Source organism: Sinorhizobium terangae (assembly GCF_009601505.1).
Classification (GTDB): domain Bacteria; phylum Pseudomonadota; class Alphaproteobacteria; order Rhizobiales; family Rhizobiaceae; genus Sinorhizobium; species Sinorhizobium terangae.
This window is the reverse complement of sequence record NZ_WITC01000032.1, coordinates 19324-36502: the sequence shown is the minus strand read 5'-3', so window position 1 is coordinate 36502 and position 17179 is coordinate 19324. Positions and strand designations below refer to the sequence as shown.

Here is a 17179-nt window from a genome sequence, read left to right as displayed (position 1 = left end):
TCTCAAGTCGCGTGAACCCTTCAACTGTGCGCGGAGCCCTTCGGGATCGCGGAACTGACGATGGACACAGGATCGCTTGCGGGAAACGTGTCTTCCAGCCCTTCTTCCAGTTGCTCTTCCATCGCGTGCTGATCATGAGTCTGGCGGGCGTTGGCAAGCGCACCTTCCGGGACCGATGGAGATCGCCTCGTCCCGGTGATGCCGGGAAGCGCTTCGTCTGCCTCCATGGCTGCGGCAAGAACCTGTTTTGCCCGCGCGACGACGTTAAGTCGGTTGAGCGTACCTTCGGCATTCTGCGGGCAGGAAACCGAAACGATCTCTCCGGTCGCGCCTATGAATTCAACAGTGAAACCCGTCTTGCCGCCGCGCTCCGCATAGACCTGAATTCCGACGAACTGCATCGATCAAACTCCTTCCGCGCATGTGCCACGAAGGTCGCGATGAAGTCGATCAGGCGCCCAGCGGCCACTTACAAGAAACGCTCGGGTGGCGTCTTGTTTCGCGGAGTCTATCAGATTTGCAGGCCAGCCGACAGCTTTGCCGGCGACCGATGTCACCCTGCGACAGCGTCCTTTGCGCGTCTGACAAGACGCGTGGCGCTGTCGTGTGTCAGAGGAGGCCCGAGACCGGGTTAACAATCGATTGGCTGTCCACGGCGTGGTATCCGGGCGCCGCTTTACCGGCATCGGGTCGCGTGCACGAGGCGAACGCGTCGAGGGCGCGGTTGTAGACCTTGGTCTCAACGTCCATCATTCCAAGCACCGTATGGAACAGATTGTCGTGTGATCTCGGTTGATCGCTCTCCTTCGCCAGGCAGCCGGTATCGACCCCCATCACCGCTTGATACGATTTGGAGAACCATGCGATGAAGGGTATCCGGGTCTGCTCCTCCGGCGCGATGGCATAGGGTGCGCCGTGCAGGTAGATGCCGTTCTCTCCGAGCGACTCGCCGTGATCCGACATGTAGATCATCGCGCCGGCAAGGCGATCCTGATGCTTCTCCAGAAGCTTCGCGACGCTTGCCAGGACGTGGTCGGTGTAGAGGATCGTGTTGTCATAGGCGTTGACGATCTCGGCGGTTGTGCAGCGCATCAGTTCAGGCGTGCGGCAATCGGGGGTGAACCGGCGGTACGCCTCGGGATAGCGCAGATAATAGGACGGTCCGTGGCTGCCGAGCTGGTGGAGGACGATGACGCTGTTTCGAGTGGTGGCGCTGAGCTTGCGATCCAGTTCACCGAGGAAGATTTCATCGAGGCATTCGCCCTTGTGGCACAATGGGCTGTTCTTCTGCTTCGTCATGTTGGCGAAGCTGATGAGGTCGGCGATGCCCTTGCTGCCGGTGTTGTTGTCCCACCAGGTGACCGATACACCCGCGTGGGTGAGGACGTTGACAAGGTTTTCGGTCGAGCGCGCCTTCCAGTCGCTGTAGTCGGCACGCGGGTAGACCGAGAACATGCAGGGCAGCGACACTGCCGTCGCCGTGCCGCAGCTCGTCGTCTTGGAGTAGTTGACGGCGCCAAGCGCCTTCAGTTCCGGATTGGTCTCGCGACCGTAACCGTTCAGCGAAAAGTTCATCGCCCGGGCCGTCTCCCCGGCAACCACGATGACGACCACGGGTTTTCCGGATTGTGCAATACGGCCGCCCTGGTGTGCGTCGGTGCCGAGCGGTTGGACGACGAGATTGCGCTCACGATAGGTCGACAGGCCGTAGCGTGCCGCGGCGATAATCGGCCCGGTGGGGTTGAACCTTTTCATCAGGTCCGTGTGCTCCCGCAACACATAGGCGTAGGTTGCGAAGTTGGAGTAGACCAGGCCGCCGGCGGCGAAGAGCGCGGCGGTCACAAAGAGAAAATTGACGACAAACTTTTGCAGAAAGCGACGATGGCGGACCTTGACCCACGCCACGATGAGCGCGGGAACGAGACCATAGACCACCAGGTGCTGCGCAAGGCTGCCTGTCAGGAGATGGCTGGACTCGGCTGGCGTCGTAACCACGGCGCTGCCGATCATGTCCCTGTCGACGATGACGCCGAATGCGTCGGCGAAATAAGAGGCGGAGGCCGATACCAGGATGAAGAATATCAATGCCGGCTTCATCAGGTATTTGACCGACATCGGGATCAGTATCGAAAACAGCGCAAGGTAGAGCGCCGCGCCGAAAAATAGCAGGCTCGTTTTCGAAGTCCCGAAATAGCGGTCCGCATGGGTCCAGAAGGTATTGTTGGTCGCCAGAAGCAAATAAGCGGCGGCGATGGCGCACAAGGCTACGCTGCCGATCTCAGGCCGGCGAATTCTTGAAAAGGTCAAAACACTCATCTCCAAAACGACGAACAGGCCGGTGCCGAAGCGCGTACCGGCTGTCCTTTTGGCGGCGTGCAGCCGAATCGCCGCCACGTCTAAAGTCCGTCGGCAGTACTGCGGATAAGCTGTCGAAGTCCTGTCGGGAGTTTGCGGAGCGAGGGTCGAGGAGGGCGGCGTCCGCATTTCGAGATGCGGACAGTTGCCAGACAGCAAGCCAAGGGCACGGTCGGCACTGCCACTGCTTGAGCTGGTTTCTGATGGAGCTGTTATGAGAACGATTCTTTTCTGTGCCCTCGCGGTCGCCGCCCTGCCCGCCTTCGCGCTTGCAGACGACGACAGCGTGTCCTGCACGACAAAACCGCAGTCCGCGTGGATGAAGCTTGAGGTCGCCGCCTCAAAGGTTGAGGAAGCAGGCTACTCGGATGTGCGCAACATCAAGGCGACCGGTTCCTGCTACGAGATATATGCCTTCACGGCAAAGCACGAGCGCGCCGAGGTTTACATGAATCCCGTGACTGCCGAGATCGTCAAAGCGGAGGTGGAGGATTGACGTCGCCGGCCGAAAGTCGGGAGGCGGCCTCCGGCGTCCGCGAAGTTCTCGTCTGGGACCCGATCGCCCGGCTTTTTCACTGGGGCGTCGTTCTGTGCTGCGCCCTCGATCTCTTCCTGCTGGCGCCCGGAAAAGCGGCGCACCGTTACGTCGGCTATGCCGCACTGTTATTGCTCGCCGTCCGTTTCGTCTGGGGTTTCATCGGCACCAGATATGCGCGCTTCGCTGACTTTGTTCGCGCACCTCCAGTGGTTCTCCGCTATGCGCGCGCCGCTGCCACTGGCACAGCCGAAAGACACATTGGCCACAACCCTGCCGCCGGCTGGATGATGGTGTTGCTGATGGCATTGCTGGCGGTCGTCATTGTGTCCGGATGGCTGACGACGCTCGACGCATTCTGGGGCAACGAGACGCTCGAAGAGGCACATGAATTCGTCGCGAATTCCATCATGGTGCTTGCCGGTGTGCATGCCGCCGCGGCCATTTTCGAAAGTTGGCACCTCAAGGAAAACCTCATATGGTCGATGGTCACCGGTCGTAAGAAGGCTTGATCCAGGAAACCATATGCGCCTCCTGCTCGTGGAAGACAGTCCCCGCCTCATCGAGCTCGTGGGAGAGACAATGCGTGACGCCGGCTGGCGACTTGATGCGGTATCGACACTTCACGATGCCGAGGCGGCGATCGCCGCGCAGGAACACGATCTCGTGCTTCTCGACCTTGGGCTGCCTGACGGTGACGGTCTCGATCTCTTGAAGTGGATCCGGCGTGAGCATCCCGGACTTCCGGTCTTGATCATAACCGCCCGGGGATCGGTCGATGAACGCATCATGGGGCTCGATGCCGGCGCCGACGACTATCTCGTCAAACCCTTCCATCACCGTGAATTGCTGTCGCGCTGCCGGGCCATGCTGAGGCGCAATCCGCATGCGATACAGCCGGTCCTGGAGGCCGGTGCGTTGCGTTACGATCCGGCCACGGCCGACCTTACCTGCGACGGCGCCGTCGTGCCGCTGCCTCCTCGCGAGCGCTCCCTGATGGAGATCCTGATGCGCGAGGTCGGGCGCGTCGTTCCGAAGCGCAGGCTCGAGACGGCGCTTTCGGAATACGGGCAGGAAATCAGTTCCAATGCACTGGAACTTGCCGTTTCCAGGGTGCGCAAACGACTGCAGCCCCTCGAAACCGGAGTGCAGATCGAGACCGTGCGTGGAATTGGCTACCTGCTCAGGACCGGCGCATGAAAAGAAGAAATCCGTCTCTGATCGGTATCGTCGCGCGCCGCATCATCGCTTTCTCCCTGCTCGCGATGGCGCTGCAGATCGGCGTGGTCTTCGCCGACTATTGGTTCGACGATGACAAGCTCAGCGTGCTCATGCTGCAGCAGGAGACCGAGACCCTATCAAGAGGGATCGTGAACCGGGACGGCGTGCTGACCTACAAGCCGGATCATGAACTGCGCGAGCGCTATCTGGAACGCCGCGGCCGCGATGGTGCGATCTATGTCCGGGTGCGCACAGCCTCCGGCTCGGTGCTCTTTTCCAATTGCACGACGGAGTGCGCGGCGCATTTCCTGCCGCTCAGCGTCAACGCACCGAATTTCTGGAAGCGGCTGATCGCGCCGGGCAAGCCCTTCAGTATCGCCGGGGGCCAGTCCTTCGAACGCGACGGCGTGCCGGTTCTTGTCGAGCTTGCGATTCTCAAGGACCCGAACGGCTTCATGTTCAGCGCCCTGCTTCATGAAATGTTCGATTCGATGATCGTGCCGATGACTCTGATGTTCTGTCTCGTCATCGGCGCAACCATCTGGTCGATCCGCAGCGCGCTGCGCCCGGTGGCGGTGGCTGTCAAGGCGGCTGACGCGATCGACCCGCGCGACAGCGGCGCGCGTCTGCCGGCGACCCGCATGCCGCAGGAAATCGAGCGCCTTGTCAGCGCCGTCAACCGGCTGCTGGTCCGTGTCGCCGATCTGATCCAGTCGCAAAAGATATTTTCGTCCTCGATCGCCCACGAGATACGTACGCCCGTCTCGATCGCCAAGATGGAACTTAGCCGCATCGCCGACCCGCGTGCGCGCAATGCCGAGCGCGATCTCGATGCGCTGACGCATATCCTCGAGCAACTGACGTCGCTCGCACGTGCCGATGCCGTCGACCCCTCCGCCTATCAGCGTGCAAATCTCTCCCTTATCGGAGCCGAGGTCACGGAGATGACGGCGCCACTCGTGTTCGATCAGGACAAGTCGATCGAATTCGTCGACCACGGCACGACGCCGGTCACCGTTATTCCCGCGCTCGTTGAAAACATGCTGCGCAACCTGATCGAGAATGCGGTAAAGCATAATCCGCCGGGCACACGCATCGTGGTGACCTGCGGCCCCGGCCCTCAGGTCTCGGTCGAGGACAATGGCAACGGGCTGGTCGATTTGCCAGAGCATCGCGAGGATCTCGGCTACGTCAAGCGTTCGGGCCAGATCGGCCTCGGATTGAAGATCGTTCACCGGATCAGCGAGTTGCACAAGGCAAGGATTGCGATCGACACAGCGCCCGATCAAGGGACGAAGGTCACGATCGATTTCGCCACCGCAGCTTAAGGTCCTTTTCCGCGAAATGGCGTTGCCCTCGGATCTTTCGTGGGCACGATGCATCGCATGCCGGTGGTCGACGCCGACAGCCGCGTGATCGGCATCGTGACGCACTCCGACCTTATCCGGAGCCTTGTTCCAGCGGCGGTTCGACAGCGCCGGGGAGTCGCGGAACGCTGCCTGAGCCTCCGACCCGCTTTTGTTCAAACCGAATTCATTCGATTGACTTAATCAGTTGAATGAGGTAATTAAGCTTATGATGAAAAACAATGACCCGACTTTACAACCTCGTGCTGACCGCGGCGACGTAACGCGGGAGAAGCTCCTCAGCGCCTCCATCGACGTCTTCGGGCGCTATGGCTTCGATGGCGCAACGACCCGCATGCTCGCCGACAAGGCGGGCGTCAACCTGCAGGCCATCCCCTATTATTTTGGCGGCAAGGAAGGCCTCTACATCGCCGCCGCAGAGCACCTCGCCTCGATCATAGGCGGACATGTCGCGGATTTGCGGAGCGTCATTCTTACGCGCTTCGCGGAACTCGATGCTGGCGGAACGGAAATGGCCCCTGCGGAAGCACGCGCGCTTCTGACCCAGATGGTTCAGAGAATGATCGTGCTCTTCGTCAGCGAGCGATCGGAAAGCTGGGCGCGGTTCATCATCCGCGAGCAGATGGAGCCGACCGAGGCATTCAACCGCATCTACGGCAACATCATGCGGCCGATGATCGAGATGGCGCGGCGGCTGATAGGCACCATCCTCAGCGACGATCCAGCCTCCGAACGCATTCGCCTGAGGACGCTGTCCTTCGTCGGAAGCGTCCTCGTCTTTCGGATGGCCCATGCCGCCGTCTATGCCCAGCTCGAATGGGAAACCGCCGGGCCGCATGAACTCGAAATCCTGCGCCAGCACGCGGCCGAACTCGTCGCCGTGCTCGGCGCTGAAAGGAACTACACGTCATGAAGAAAATAGCTGTTCCCGCTCTCCTTCTCGCCGTCCTGGCGGCCGGGGGCTGGTGGTTCGACCTGCCGGCGCGGATCGGCTGGGCCGAGGACAATCGCCAGGCGGTTCTTTACGGCAATGTCGATATCCGACAGGTGTCGCTTGGCTTCCGCGTCAGCGGCCGCATCGCGGAGCTGCGTGTCGACGAGGGCGATGCCGTAAAGGCCGGCGATGTGATCGCCAGACTTGACGCCGAACCGTTCGAGCAGGCGGTCGATGCAGCCAAGGCCGACGTTGAAGCCTTGAGCGCCACGCTTACCAAGCTCAGGGCGGGCGCCCGGGCTACGGAAATCGCACAGGCACGCGCCGTCCACGAAGAACGCCTCGCCGAGCTGGAAAACGCCAATCTCGCCTATGAGCGCGCGCGGCAACTCAGGCCGAACGGCACGATTTCCCAGGCGGAACTCGATCAGGCGAGCGCTTCCCGCGCCGCAGCGGTAGCCCGCGCAGCCTCGGCGCGCGAGGCCTTAGCGCTGCTTGAAGAGGGTAGCCGCGTGGAGGACATAGCCACGGCCCAAGCGCAGGTGAATGCCGCAACGGCGAAGCTCGCCAGTGCCCGGACTTCGCTCAAGGACACCGAGCTTGTCGCACCAAGCGCCGGCGTCGTCCTCTCGCGCGTCCGCGAGACCGGCGCCATCGTTTCCCCGGCCGACAATGTCTATGTGCTCTCGCTGACCGAACCGGTCTGGGTCCGCGCCTATGTTGCAGAACCGGATCTTGGCCGCGTTCACCCGGGTATGAAGGTCAAGGTGACCTCGGACACCGCCCCCAACAGGGCATATGAGGCGACCGTCGGCTTCATCTCGCCCGTTGCCGAGTTTACGCCGAAATCGGTGGAGACACCTGAACTGAGGACTGATCTCGTCTACCGGCTCAGGATCGTGGTGACCAATCCCGGTGCGGACCTGCGCCAAGGCATGCCGGTCACCATTCATCTGCCGCCGGAGGGGGAGGCCATGTCATGACGGACGCTGCCCCTGATGGTGCTGCCATCTCCGGCGCCTTCGTCCGGTTGACAGGTGTCACCAAACGGTTCGGTGCCCCGGCGCCTGCGCTCGACGCCATCGACGGTACGATTGCTGGCGGGCGGATCACCGGCCTCGTCGGCCCCGATGGCGCCGGCAAGACGACACTGATCCGCCTGATGACCGGGCTCATGCTGCCGGACGCGGGCACTGTCCAGGTGCTTGGCTACGACACGCGCACGGATCCGGCGGGCATCCAGGCGGCAATCGGCTACATGCCGCAACGCTTCGGCCTCTACGAAGACCTCTCGGTTCAGGAAAATCTCGATCTCTATGCGGACCTCCGTGGCCTGCCCAAGGACGAGCGCGCCGCGACGTTCGGCGATTTGCTCGAATTTACCGATCTCCAGCGCTTCACGACGCGCCTTGCCGGAAAGCTTTCCGGCGGTATGAAGCAGAAACTCGGCCTTGCTTGCGCGCTCCTGCGCAAGCCGCGCCTGCTGCTGCTCGATGAGCCGGGCGTCGGCGTCGACCCCATTTCGCGGCGCGATCTCTGGAAAATGGTCGAAAACCTGACATCCGAAGGCGTCGGTGTCGTCTGGTCGACGGCCTACCTCGAAGAGGCGGAGGCCTGCGACCATGTCTTCCTGCTCAACCAGGGCAAACTGCTTTTCGCCGGCCGGCCGCAGGACATGACGAGCCGCGTGGCGGAACGTGTGTTTCGGGTGAGCGGCATCGAAGGTCGTCGCCGCGAGAAGCTTGCGCGCCTTCTCGACGATGAAGGCGTGGTCGATGGTGTCATTCAGGGAGAAGCGATCCGCCTGGTGATGAAGGCGGGACTCGAGCCTCCGTCAGTCGCCGGCAACGGCGCCGCGACGACCTGGCGAACCGATATGAGGCCGCCGCGCTTCGAGGATGCCTTTGTCGACATGCTTGGCGGCGGCCCCGGCGGCCGCTCGCGGCTTGCGGAAACGCAGAGGACCTTTGCCGCGGAAGAGGGCAAAGCGGTGATCGAAGCGCGAGGACTGACAAAACGCTTCGGCGACTTCACCGCCGCCGACAACATCACCTTCGATATCCCCCGCGGCGAGATTTTCGGCTTGCTCGGTCCGAACGGCGCCGGCAAGTCGACCACGTTCAAGATGCTGTGCGGGCTGCTGAAGCCGACCGCCGGCGCAGGCCGGGTCGCAGGCTTCGATCTCAGGCGCGATGCCGCCGAAGCACGCAACCGGCTCGGTTACATGGCGCAGAAATTCTCTCTCTACGGCGATCTCAGCGTCATCCAGAACCTCAATTTCTTTGCAGGCGTCTACGGGCTTTCCGGCGCGAAGCGGCGCGAGCGCATCGAACTGATGACTGAGATCTTCGATTTTCGGCCGATCCACGATATGTCCGCCAAGGACCTGCCGCTCGGCCTCAAGCAGCGCCTGGCCCTTGCATGCGCCGTGCTGCACGAGCCGGAAGTGCTCTTTCTCGACGAGCCGACTTCGGGCGTCGATCCGATCACCCGGCGCGAGTTCTGGACCCACATCAACGGCCTCGTGGAAAAGGGCGTGACCGTTCTCGTCACCACCCATTTCATGGACGAGGCGGAATATTGCGATCGTATCTCGTTGATTTATCGCGGCCGGTCGATCGCGCTCGGCTCCCCGGACGAGATGAAAGCGCGCGTCGCCAACAAGGACCTCCCGGACCCGACGATGGAAGATGCCTTCATCTCGCTCGTCCAAGGCTCGGAGGCGGAGGAAGCGGCATGAACGTCAGCCGGAAGAGTGACAGCATTGAGGAGCGTGGCGGCAGAGCAAGGCGCTTCGCCGCCCTCGTCCGCAAGGAAAGCTATCAGATCGTGCGCGACCCGAGCAGCATTCTGATCGCCTTCGTGCTGCCGCTGATCCTGCTCTTCCTCTTCGGCTACGGCGTTTCGCTCGATACGACGCGGACGCGCGTCGCACTGGTCGTCGAGGAAGCAACCCCATTGACGCGCGACCTCGCCGCAAGCTTTCAAGGGTCGCGTTATTTCGCCGTCGTCAACGGCCACGATCGCCGCGAATTCGAGGATGATCTCGTACTCGGCCGCGTGCGCGGCATCCTGGTGATTCCGGCCGGCTTTGCGGCCGACCACGCCGCGGGACGCCATCCGGCGATCCAGGTCGTCGTCGATGGCTCCGATCCGAACACGGCAAATTTCGTCCAGAACTACGCGCAGGGCACCGTCGCCAACTGGGAGCGCCAGCGTTTCAGCGAGGGCATGGGCCGCTCGCCGGCGATTGCTGCCGAGCAACGCTTCTGGTTCAACCCTGAGTTGACGAGTCGCAATTTTCTTGTTCCCGGATCGATCGCCATCGTCATGACCCTCGTCGGCACGCTGCTGACGTCGCTGGTCGTGGCGCGGGAATGGGAGCGCGGGACGATGGAGGCGATGATGGCAACACCGGTCTCCGCCGCAGAGCTCCTCGCCGGCAAGCTCCTGCCCTATTTCATTCTCGGGCTCACCTCGATGACGCTCTGCGTGCTGCTCGCCGTCTTCCTGTTCGGCGTGCCTTTCCGCGGCTCGGTGGCGGCGCTCTACGCCCTCTCCGCCACGTTCCTCATGCCGGCGCTCGGCCAAGGGTTGCTGATCTCGGCTGCCACCAAAAACCAGTTCCTCGCCTCGCAGCTTGCGTTGATAACAGCGTTCCTGCCGGCCTTCCTGCTTTCCGGTTTCCTCTTCGAGATCAATTCCATGCCGACAGTCATCCAATGGATCACCTTCATCGTGCCGGCGCGCTATCTGATCCCCAGCCTGCAGTCCGTGTTTCTGGCCGGGGATATCTGGCCGATGTTTGCACGCGCGATCGCAGTCATGCTTTTGATCGGCAGCGTCTTCTTCGCGCTTGCCGCACGCAGCACCAGAAAGAGGATCGGCTAAATGTGGTGGACACGGCTGAAGGCACTGATCATCAAGGAGCTTCTGGCGGTGCTGCGCGATCCGAAGGGCCGCGCCATCCTGATCGGTCCGCCGATCATCCAGCTGCTCGTCTTTTCCTATGCGGCGACGTTGGAGGTGAAGAACGTCGATTTGATGGTGCTCGATCGCGATACGGGCCAATGGAGCCAGGAACTGGTCCAGCGGATCGGCGGGTCGCCGACCTTTCGAACGATCACGGGGGCAAACAGCCCGGCAGAAATCCGGCTCGCCCTGGATACGCAGCGTGTTCTTGCCGCATTGGAAATCGGCCCGACCTTCTCCCGCGACATCGAAGCGGGACGGCCGGCCGAAGTGCAGGTGATCCTGGACGGGCGGCGTTCCAACGCCTCGCAGATCGTTTCCGGTTACCTGAGCCAGATCGTCGGCACGCTCGCTTCGGAAACCCCCGCGGGAAAACGCGCGGCATCCGATGCGATCCGGGTCGAGGCACGCAACTGGTTCAATCCCAACCTCACCTACCAATGGTTCATGGTGCCGAACCTGGTGGCGAGCATCGCGCTGTTGATCGGGCTGGTCGTCACCGCCCTATCGGTAGCCCGCGAGCGCGAGCTCGGGACGTTCGATCAGCTCATCGTCTCGCCGCTGCGCACCCATGAAATCCTCATCGGCAAGCTGATACCGCCAATGATGATCGGGCTCTTCCACATCACGATCTATATTCTCGCGGCCGTGTTCATCTTCGGCGTGCCGTTGCGCGGCTCGCTTCTCCTGCTTTACGGCAGTGCTGTCTTCTATCTCGCTTCCGTCGTCGGGCTCGGCCTTTTCATCTCGGCACTGTCGATGACGCAGCAACAGGCGATTTTGGGCGCCTTCCTGTTCATGGTTCCCGCGATGCTCCTGTCAGGGTTCGCGACACCGATCGAGAACATGCCGTCCTGGCTGCAGCCGGTCACGCTCATCAACCCGCTGCGCTATTTCCTGGTGATCGTGAAAGGCGTGTTCCTGAAAGATATCCCCTTCGCCGAGGTCGTCCACCAGACGCTGCCGCTCTGCCTGATCGCCATCGTGACACTTACCGCCGCCGCCTGGCTCTTCCGCAGCAAACTGGAATAGCAAGTCAGACAAGCCGGATTGGTCCGGGATACTTGCCTACGATCTCGTCCGCGGTGAGCAATGTCACACCTTCGACTATCGACTGGGCGATCAGAAGACGATCGAAAGGGTCTTTGTGGATTGCAGGGAGTTGGTCGATTTCTACCGTGTGGGCACTGCTGATGGGCAGTTCCTCATAGCCGTTGTCCAACAAGCCGCGGCGCAGCAACCGAGGGTCGGCCTCGAAATCGGCGCGCCCGAGGCCACGCTTGATGGCGATTTCCCAAAAGCTCGCCGCACTGAAAAAGAGGGCGTTCTCTCGGCTTTCGACGAGCGCCCGGGCTTCCTGCGGTAACCGGTCGGGAGCACCGGCTACCCACAGAAGTATGTGCGTGTCGAGCAGAATATTCATGCGCCGGTGCCGAAGAGATTTTCAATCTCATCGCTGCCCATACGATCGAAATCGTCCGGCACAACGATCTGGCCGGTCATAAAGCCGAACCTCTGCTTTTCGGTCTCGGAAGGCTGATCGAGGGCGACCACCTTCACCAGGGGCTTTCCCGCCTTGGCGATGATGAACGGCTCCCCCCTCGCCGCCTTTTCGACCAGCCGCGACAAATGGGTCTTGGCCTCGTGAATATTGACCGTCTCCACGGCTGCCCCCATCGGATTGAACTTAGTTTACTAGACTTAGTTCAATCCGATGAGACTTTCAAGCGTTCAGGAACCGCTCAACCGCGGCGATCTCGTTCTGCCGGATATCGTGGCCACCGGGATGCCACTCAACGGTAACCACCGACTTTTGAGCCTTGAAATAATCGGCGAGCGACTGCGTCAGCGGTGCGGGGCAAATCGGATCGCGCTCTCCGGCAGTGATCAGTATGCCCCGGCCCTCGAGCTTCGGATTGGCTTTCGGCTTGAACGGGACCAGCGGGTGCATCAGCACCGCCTTGTCGAAGACACCCTCTTCGATCAGCACATTCGCAATAATATTGGCGCCGTTGGAATATCCGAGGCCGATGATTTCCGAGGCCTCGTGCTCGCCCGCGAGCGCGCTGGCGAAGTTTGCAAGCTTCGTGGTGGCGCGGGCGAGATCCGCCATGTCGTAGACACCCTCACCGGTGCGCCTGAAGAAGCGAGCTGCGCCATGCTCCGAAACGTCGCCGCGAGGCGACACGATCGTTGCCTCCGGCAAAAGTTGCGAGCCGAAGGTGAAGAACTGGTTCTCGTCACCTCCCGTCCCGTGAAGAACGAAGAGGATCGGGCTGCCGGGCTTGCCGGCTTTCAATTTATGTACATAGCCGTGGTCGACCATTGGAACTCTCCTTGGCAGCCTGCACATGCAGGCGGTGCCGCCACTATTCGTCACATCAAGCCCCTCCCCCGCGTGAGACGGAGGAGGAAATCGCGGCTGCAGGAATTAAGCTTCCAGCTTCTGCAGGTGGCTTTCCAGGATCGGGCGCAGATGCTTGTGCTGCTGCGGCAGTTTCAGCGCCTCGCCGAGATGGGCAATCTCTTCGTCACGATCAAACCCGGGTTCGTTCGTGGCGACCTCGAAGAGCACCCCTCCCGGCGTGCGGAAATAGATCGCCCAGAAGTAATCGCGATCGATGACCGGCGTGACGTGGTAGCCAGTGTCCATCAGGGCCTTGCGGACCTCCAACTGCTTTTCGCGATTGTCGACCGCGAAGGCGACGTGGTGCACGGAGCCGGCGCCCTGTGCCGCGCGATTGACGTTCGGCAGCGTTTCGAGGTCGACGAGGCTTGCGCCATTGCCGCCGGGCACGATCAGCCGGGTGACGCCATCCTTGCGGTCGAGTTCCTCGTAGCCCATGAACTTGAGCAGTTCGGAAGTAGCGCCTTCATCGCGCAACCGCATGGCGACGGAATGGAAGCCACGGATCGCGTGGTCCGCGGAAATGCCGCCCTCGGTCCACGGGGCACGCGGATCATCCTTCACCTCGACCAGAGCGAAGCCGTCACCGTCCGGGCCGGCGAAGTTCAGGCGCTTCTCGCCGAAGGTTTCTTCGTCCTTGAGGCCCGTGACACCGAGTTTGCTTAAGCGCTCGCACCAGAAACCGAGCGAACCGACAGGGACGGCGAAGACGGTGGTTCCGACCTCTCCCGTGCCGGCACGGCCGCGCGGCATCTGGGGAAACGGGAAATAGGTCATCACGGTGCCGGGCGTGCCGATCTCGTCACCATAATAGAGGTGGTAGACGTCCGGCGAATCGAAATTCACGGTCTTCTTGACCCGGCGCAGGCCGAGCGTGTTGGTGAAGAACCGGTTGTTGGTCAGGGCGTCGTCCGCCATCGACGTGACGTGATGCAGGCCCTTGATCTGGTCGAGCATTGTCAAATTCCTTTCTGCCCGTCTCCAATCGGGCTCGTTGATGGCGTATAGATGCGCTCTTCCCTTCCTTTCCGAAAGGCTGACGCGAACAAACGCATTGTCAATGCGGCGTTGACATGCGTGGCATCTCGTTGAGAAAAATCGACTGCCATGCGTGACTTGCCACCGGTTGAGCCGCCCCCTACCATCGATTAAATCGGTCATCCGAGAGGAACGCATGGGAGGAGCCGGGCATTCCGTGAGATATCGTTTAGTGCTTGCGCTCTGCCTGCTGCCGCTCATCGCCGTGCCCATTGCCTGGGAGGGCAATGCTGTCGCCACGCGCCGCTATATGCAGGAGGCTTCGGCGCAGGCGACCACGACACTGAGGCTTGCCGTCTCCGCCTTGAGCGGCCACCTCAATCGCTACCAGGCGCTTCCGGCCCTGATTGCCGATCACGATGACATCAAAGAACTGGCCACGCGGCCGCAGGACCGGCGGCTCCGCGAGTCCGTCAACACCTACCTGAAAGAAATCAACGCGCTCCTCAGATCGTCGGACATCTATGTGATCACGCCGGATGGCGACACGATCGCAGCAAGCAATTACGACGGCCCCGCGAGCTTCGTCGGCGAGAATTTCAGCTATCGCCCCTATTTTCAGGATGCCTTGAAGGGCATGCAGTCGCGGTTCTATGCGCTCGGCACGACGTCGCTCAAGCGCGGCTATTATTTCGGCTCGCCAATCCGCGTCGGCGATGAAATCCGCGGCGTCATCGTCTTCAAGGTCGATATCGAAACGATTGAGGCCTCCTGGCAGGGAGGCGAATACAAGCTGTTCGTCTCCGATCCAGAAGGCATCATTTTCATGAGCGGCAGCCCGGAATGGCTCTATGCGAGTATCCTGCCTTTGACGCCTGACCGTCTCTCGCGAACCGAGGCTTCACGCCGCTATGCAAATGCGGTTCTGCGCCCGCTGCCGGTGTCGCGCAGCACGCTCTTCGATCACCAACTGATGCGGATTGCGACCGGTGACGCGAGCCGCGAATACCTCGTTCTTTCGCAATATATGCCGGAGGCTGATTGGACGGTGAACGTCCTGATCGACACTGCGTCGGCCAAGACACAGGCGCTGACCGCCGTTGCAGCCGCGATGCTGCTTTGCGGCCTTGCCGGCCTTGCGGTCGCGGTGCTCTGGCAGCGCCGTGCGCGCCTCCGGGAGCGCCTCCTGATGCAGGCGCAAGCCCAAAGCGAGCTTGAGCGCCGGGTCGAAGAGCGCACCGCCGATCTCGCGCGCGTCAATGCCCAGATCGAGGAGGAGATCGCCGAGCGGAGGCTCACCGAGCAGCAATTGCGCCAGACCCAGGCCGATCTCATCCAGGCGGGCAAGCTCGCCGGCCTCGGCCAGATGTCGGCAGCCCTCTCGCACGAATTCAACCAGCCGCTTGCCGCCGCCAAGACCTATGCCGACAGTGCTGCCCTCCTGATCGAGCGGGGGCGTACGACCGAGGCGAGCGACAATGTCAGGCGCATTTCCGGCCTCATCGACCGTATGGCGTCCATCAGCCGGCATCTGCGCAATTTCGCGCGCAAGCCCAATGAGAAGCTTGGTCCAGTACCTCTCGACGACGTCATGCGCGATACGATGGAAATCGTTGCCGCTCGGATCAAGTCAGCAAACGCCGCCGTGAACATCGATCTCGGTGATGAGCCACTTGTTGTCCGGGCGGGTTCGGTCCGGCTTCAGCAAGTGCTCGTCAACATTATCTCCAACGCAGTCGACGCGGTCGACGGCCTCGATCATCGTGTGATTTCGGTCAAGGCGTGCCGCGAAGGCGACAAGGTGGTGCTTACCATCCGCGACCGCGGACCCGGTGTGGCATCCGCCATCGCCGAACGCATCTTCGATCCGTTCTTCAGCACCAAGGGTGTCGGCAAGGGGCTCGGCCTCGGGCTTTCCATCTCCTACAACATCGTCAAGGATTTCGGCGGCAACCTCACCGTTTCGAACCACCCAGAAGGAGGCGCCGTGTTTCGCATCGAACTTGCGGTCGTCAGCCGGACCGAGCGCGAGGCCGCCGAATGACCGAGAGCCGCGTCCTGCTCGTCGACGACGAAGAGGAACTTCGCCATTCGAGCGCCCAGGCGCTCGAGCTTGCAGGTTTTCGCGTCGACACATTCGCCAGTGCCGAACGCGCGCTCGAGTTCATCAGCTTCAGCTTTTCCGGCGTGGTGATCAGCGACATTCGCATGCCCGGCATGGACGGCATGACCTTTCTGCAGCGTATTCGCGAAATCGACGCCGAGGTCCCGGTGATCCTCGTGACCGGCCACGGCGACGTCCAGCTTGCCGTGCGGGCGATGCGCGAAGGCGCCTATGATTTCGTCGAAAAACCCTTCACCGCGCAAACGCTCGCCGGCACCATTCGCCGCGCGCTCGAGTGGCGCAGCCTCGTGCTTGAAAACCGCCGCCTCCGAGCGGTTGCGGGAAAGCGCGACGACATCGAGCAACGGCTGCCGGGTCGAAGCCAGACGATGGTAGACCTGCGTTACAAGATCCGCGCCATCGGCGCATCCGATGCCGATACGCTGATCATCGGCGAAACGGGTGTCGGCAAGGAAGTCGTGGCACGCGCCCTCCATGACTTGAGCAGCCGCGCCAACAGTCCCTTCATCGCCATCAATTGCGCCGCTCTCCCGGAGACGCTGATCGAGAGCGAGCTTTTCGGGCACGAGGCCGGCGCCTTTCCCGGCGCATTGCGACCGCGCTACGGCAAGTTCGAGCACGGACGCGGCGGCACGATCCTGCTCGACGAGATCGGCTCCATGCCAATCGACCTCCAGGCAAAGTTCCTGCGCGTGCTGCAGGAACGAGTGATAACCCGGCTCGGCTCCAATGAAATCGTGCCGCTCGATGTGCGTTTCGTCGCCACCAGCAAGGTCGACCTGGAGCGGGAGGTTGCCGCTGGCCGTTTCCGCGCCGATCTGCTCTATCGCTTGAACGTCGCGACGCTGCGTGTGCCGCCGCTCAGCCAACGCCGCTCCGACATTCCGCTGCTTTTCATGCAGCTCGTGCGCGAATCCGCTGCGCGCTACGGCCGCGGCGACGTCGAAATTTCCCCTGCTCTGGCGTCGGAAGTCGCCGAGCGCGACTGGCCCGGCAACGTTCGCGAGCTGCGCAATGCGGCCGAACGGTTCGTGCTCGGGCTCGATGCCGAAGAGGACGACGCCACTTCCGTTCGGTCCAACGGCACGCGTCTCGCCGACAAGGTCGCCGCCTTCGAAAAGAGCCTGATCGCCAGCGCGCTTGCGGCCCATGGCGGGGCACTGAAGGCCGTCTACGAATCTCTCGGTATCTCGCGCAAGACGCTCTATGAAAAGATGCAGAAATTCGGCCTCGACAAGAGGCTTCTGGCGGCCGAGGCACAACGCGACGACAACGCGTGATGCCC

At 62.0% G+C, this 17179-nt stretch carries 18 protein-coding genes; 12 read left to right on the top strand and 6 right to left on the bottom strand.

All coding sequences use genetic code 11. The features are described from left to right. Positions 1-20: 20 nt before the first annotated feature. Positions 21-401, bottom strand: coding sequence for a hypothetical protein (locus tag GHK62_RS07110; RefSeq protein ID WP_153437614.1), 381 nt, complete (start codon positions 399-401; stop codon positions 21-23). A 208-nt stretch (positions 402-609) separates the two neighbouring features. Next, a complete protein-coding gene (locus GHK62_RS07105; protein WP_153437738.1) occupies positions 610-2316 on the bottom strand; it encodes a phosphoethanolamine transferase in 1707 nt (568 codons plus the stop codon). Positions 2317-2569: 253 nt separating this feature from the next. Between GHK62_RS07105 and GHK62_RS07100 the strand changes: the two genes are divergently transcribed. The 10 genes from GHK62_RS07100 to GHK62_RS07055 are packed head-to-tail and all read left to right on the top strand — an operon-like array spanning position 2570 to position 11416. Further along, complete coding sequence (locus GHK62_RS07100; protein WP_153437613.1) at positions 2570-2851, top strand: PepSY domain-containing protein; 282 nt, start codon at positions 2570-2572, stop codon at positions 2849-2851. Continuing rightward, complete coding sequence (locus GHK62_RS07095; protein ID WP_153437612.1) at positions 2848-3402, top strand: cytochrome b/b6 domain-containing protein; 555 nt, start codon at positions 2848-2850, stop codon at positions 3400-3402. The genes GHK62_RS07100 and GHK62_RS07095 overlap by 4 nt, the downstream gene beginning before the upstream one ends. Before the next feature lie 13 nt (positions 3403-3415). After that, on the top strand, positions 3416-4090 hold the full coding sequence (locus tag GHK62_RS07090; RefSeq protein WP_153437611.1) for a response regulator transcription factor: 675 nt from the start codon (positions 3416-3418) through the stop codon (positions 4088-4090). After that, on the top strand, positions 4087-5439 hold the full coding sequence (locus tag GHK62_RS07085; protein WP_153437610.1) for a sensor histidine kinase: 1353 nt from the start codon (positions 4087-4089) through the stop codon (positions 5437-5439). The genes GHK62_RS07090 and GHK62_RS07085 overlap by 4 nt, the downstream gene beginning before the upstream one ends. Before the next feature lie 48 nt (positions 5440-5487). Beyond that, the gene (locus GHK62_RS34985) at positions 5488-5661 is read left to right on the top strand and encodes a CBS domain-containing protein (protein ID WP_337731618.1); all 174 of its coding nucleotides are present in this window, start codon (positions 5488-5490) and stop codon (positions 5659-5661) included. 25 nt (positions 5662-5686) lie between these two features. Further along, on the top strand, positions 5687-6391 hold the full coding sequence (locus GHK62_RS07075) for a CerR family C-terminal domain-containing protein (RefSeq protein WP_153437609.1): 705 nt from the start codon (positions 5687-5689) through the stop codon (positions 6389-6391). Beyond that, positions 6388-7395, top strand: a complete 1008-nt coding sequence (hlyD, locus tag GHK62_RS07070; RefSeq protein ID WP_153437608.1) for a secretion protein HlyD — start codon at positions 6388-6390, stop codon at positions 7393-7395. The genes GHK62_RS07075 and hlyD overlap by 4 nt, the downstream gene beginning before the upstream one ends. Continuing rightward, positions 7392-9152 (top strand): ATP-binding cassette domain-containing protein, encoded by a 1761-nt coding sequence (locus tag GHK62_RS07065; RefSeq protein WP_153437607.1) that lies wholly within the window; start codon positions 7392-7394, stop codon positions 9150-9152. Before hlyD ends, GHK62_RS07065 begins: the two co-directional genes overlap by 4 nt. Continuing rightward, on the top strand, positions 9149-10303 hold the full coding sequence (locus GHK62_RS07060) for an ABC transporter permease (RefSeq protein ID WP_153437606.1): 1155 nt from the start codon (positions 9149-9151) through the stop codon (positions 10301-10303). Before GHK62_RS07065 ends, GHK62_RS07060 begins: the two co-directional genes overlap by 4 nt. Further along, a complete protein-coding gene (locus GHK62_RS07055; RefSeq protein WP_153437605.1) occupies positions 10304-11416 on the top strand; it encodes an ABC transporter permease in 1113 nt (370 codons plus the stop codon). A gap of 4 nt (positions 11417-11420) precedes the next feature. On the opposite strand, the gene GHK62_RS07050 is transcribed toward GHK62_RS07055, so the two are convergent. The 4 genes from GHK62_RS07050 to GHK62_RS07035 form a co-directional block, all read right to left on the bottom strand. Beyond that, positions 11421-11807, bottom strand: coding sequence for a type II toxin-antitoxin system VapC family toxin (locus tag GHK62_RS07050; protein ID WP_153437604.1), 387 nt, complete (start codon positions 11805-11807; stop codon positions 11421-11423). Next, positions 11804-12049: a type II toxin-antitoxin system Phd/YefM family antitoxin gene (locus tag GHK62_RS07045; protein WP_184108907.1), complete on the bottom strand. Its 246-nt coding sequence runs from the start codon at positions 12047-12049 to the stop codon at positions 11804-11806. Before GHK62_RS07045 ends, GHK62_RS07050 begins: the two co-directional genes overlap by 4 nt. Positions 12050-12107: 58 nt before the next feature. Continuing rightward, a complete protein-coding gene (locus GHK62_RS07040; protein WP_153437602.1) occupies positions 12108-12710 on the bottom strand; it encodes an alpha/beta hydrolase in 603 nt (200 codons plus the stop codon). Between the two features lie 105 nt (positions 12711-12815). Beyond that, positions 12816-13748, bottom strand: a complete 933-nt coding sequence (locus GHK62_RS07035; RefSeq protein ID WP_153437601.1) for a VOC family protein — start codon at positions 13746-13748, stop codon at positions 12816-12818. Between the two features lie 238 nt (positions 13749-13986). Between GHK62_RS07035 and GHK62_RS07030 the strand changes: the two genes are divergently transcribed. Beyond that, positions 13987-15813, top strand: a complete 1827-nt coding sequence (locus GHK62_RS07030) for a sensor histidine kinase (protein WP_184108909.1) — start codon at positions 13987-13989, stop codon at positions 15811-15813. After that, positions 15810-17174 carry a sigma-54-dependent transcriptional regulator gene (locus GHK62_RS07025; protein ID WP_153437599.1) on the top strand — a complete coding sequence of 455 codons (1365 nt, stop codon included), beginning with the start codon at positions 15810-15812 and terminating at the stop codon, positions 17172-17174. Before GHK62_RS07030 ends, GHK62_RS07025 begins: the two co-directional genes overlap by 4 nt. Positions 17175-17179 lie beyond the last annotated feature (5 nt).

Coding starts and splice junctions, on each gene's coding strand:
- GHK62_RS07090 (WP_153437611.1), top strand. CDS start 3,416: ATGCGCCTCCTGCTCGTGGAAGACAGTCCCCGCCTCATCGAGCTCGTG.
- GHK62_RS07060 (WP_153437606.1), top strand. CDS start 9,149: ATGAACGTCAGCCGGAAGAGTGACAGCATTGAGGAGCGTGGCGGCAGA.
- GHK62_RS07025 (WP_153437599.1), top strand. CDS start 15,810: ATGACCGAGAGCCGCGTCCTGCTCGTCGACGACGAAGAGGAACTTCGC.
- GHK62_RS07040 (WP_153437602.1), bottom strand. CDS start 12,710: ATGGTCGACCACGGCTATGTACATAAATTGAAAGCCGGCAAGCCCGGC.
- GHK62_RS07105 (WP_153437738.1), bottom strand. CDS start 2,316: ATGAGTGTTTTGACCTTTTCAAGAATTCGCCGGCCTGAGATCGGCAGC.
- GHK62_RS07085 (WP_153437610.1), top strand. CDS start 4,087: ATGAAAAGAAGAAATCCGTCTCTGATCGGTATCGTCGCGCGCCGCATC.
- GHK62_RS34985 (WP_337731618.1), top strand. CDS start 5,488: ATGCATCGCATGCCGGTGGTCGACGCCGACAGCCGCGTGATCGGCATC.
- GHK62_RS07050 (WP_153437604.1), bottom strand. CDS start 11,807: ATGAATATTCTGCTCGACACGCACATACTTCTGTGGGTAGCCGGTGCT.
- GHK62_RS07110 (WP_153437614.1), bottom strand. CDS start 401: ATGCAGTTCGTCGGAATTCAGGTCTATGCGGAGCGCGGCGGCAAGACG.
- GHK62_RS07035 (WP_153437601.1), bottom strand. CDS start 13,748: ATGCTCGACCAGATCAAGGGCCTGCATCACGTCACGTCGATGGCGGAC.
- GHK62_RS07065 (WP_153437607.1), top strand. CDS start 7,392: ATGACGGACGCTGCCCCTGATGGTGCTGCCATCTCCGGCGCCTTCGTC.
- hlyD (WP_153437608.1), top strand. CDS start 6,388: ATGAAGAAAATAGCTGTTCCCGCTCTCCTTCTCGCCGTCCTGGCGGCC.
- GHK62_RS07075 (WP_153437609.1), top strand. CDS start 5,687: ATGATGAAAAACAATGACCCGACTTTACAACCTCGTGCTGACCGCGGC.
- GHK62_RS07055 (WP_153437605.1), top strand. CDS start 10,304: ATGTGGTGGACACGGCTGAAGGCACTGATCATCAAGGAGCTTCTGGCG.
- GHK62_RS07100 (WP_153437613.1), top strand. CDS start 2,570: ATGAGAACGATTCTTTTCTGTGCCCTCGCGGTCGCCGCCCTGCCCGCC.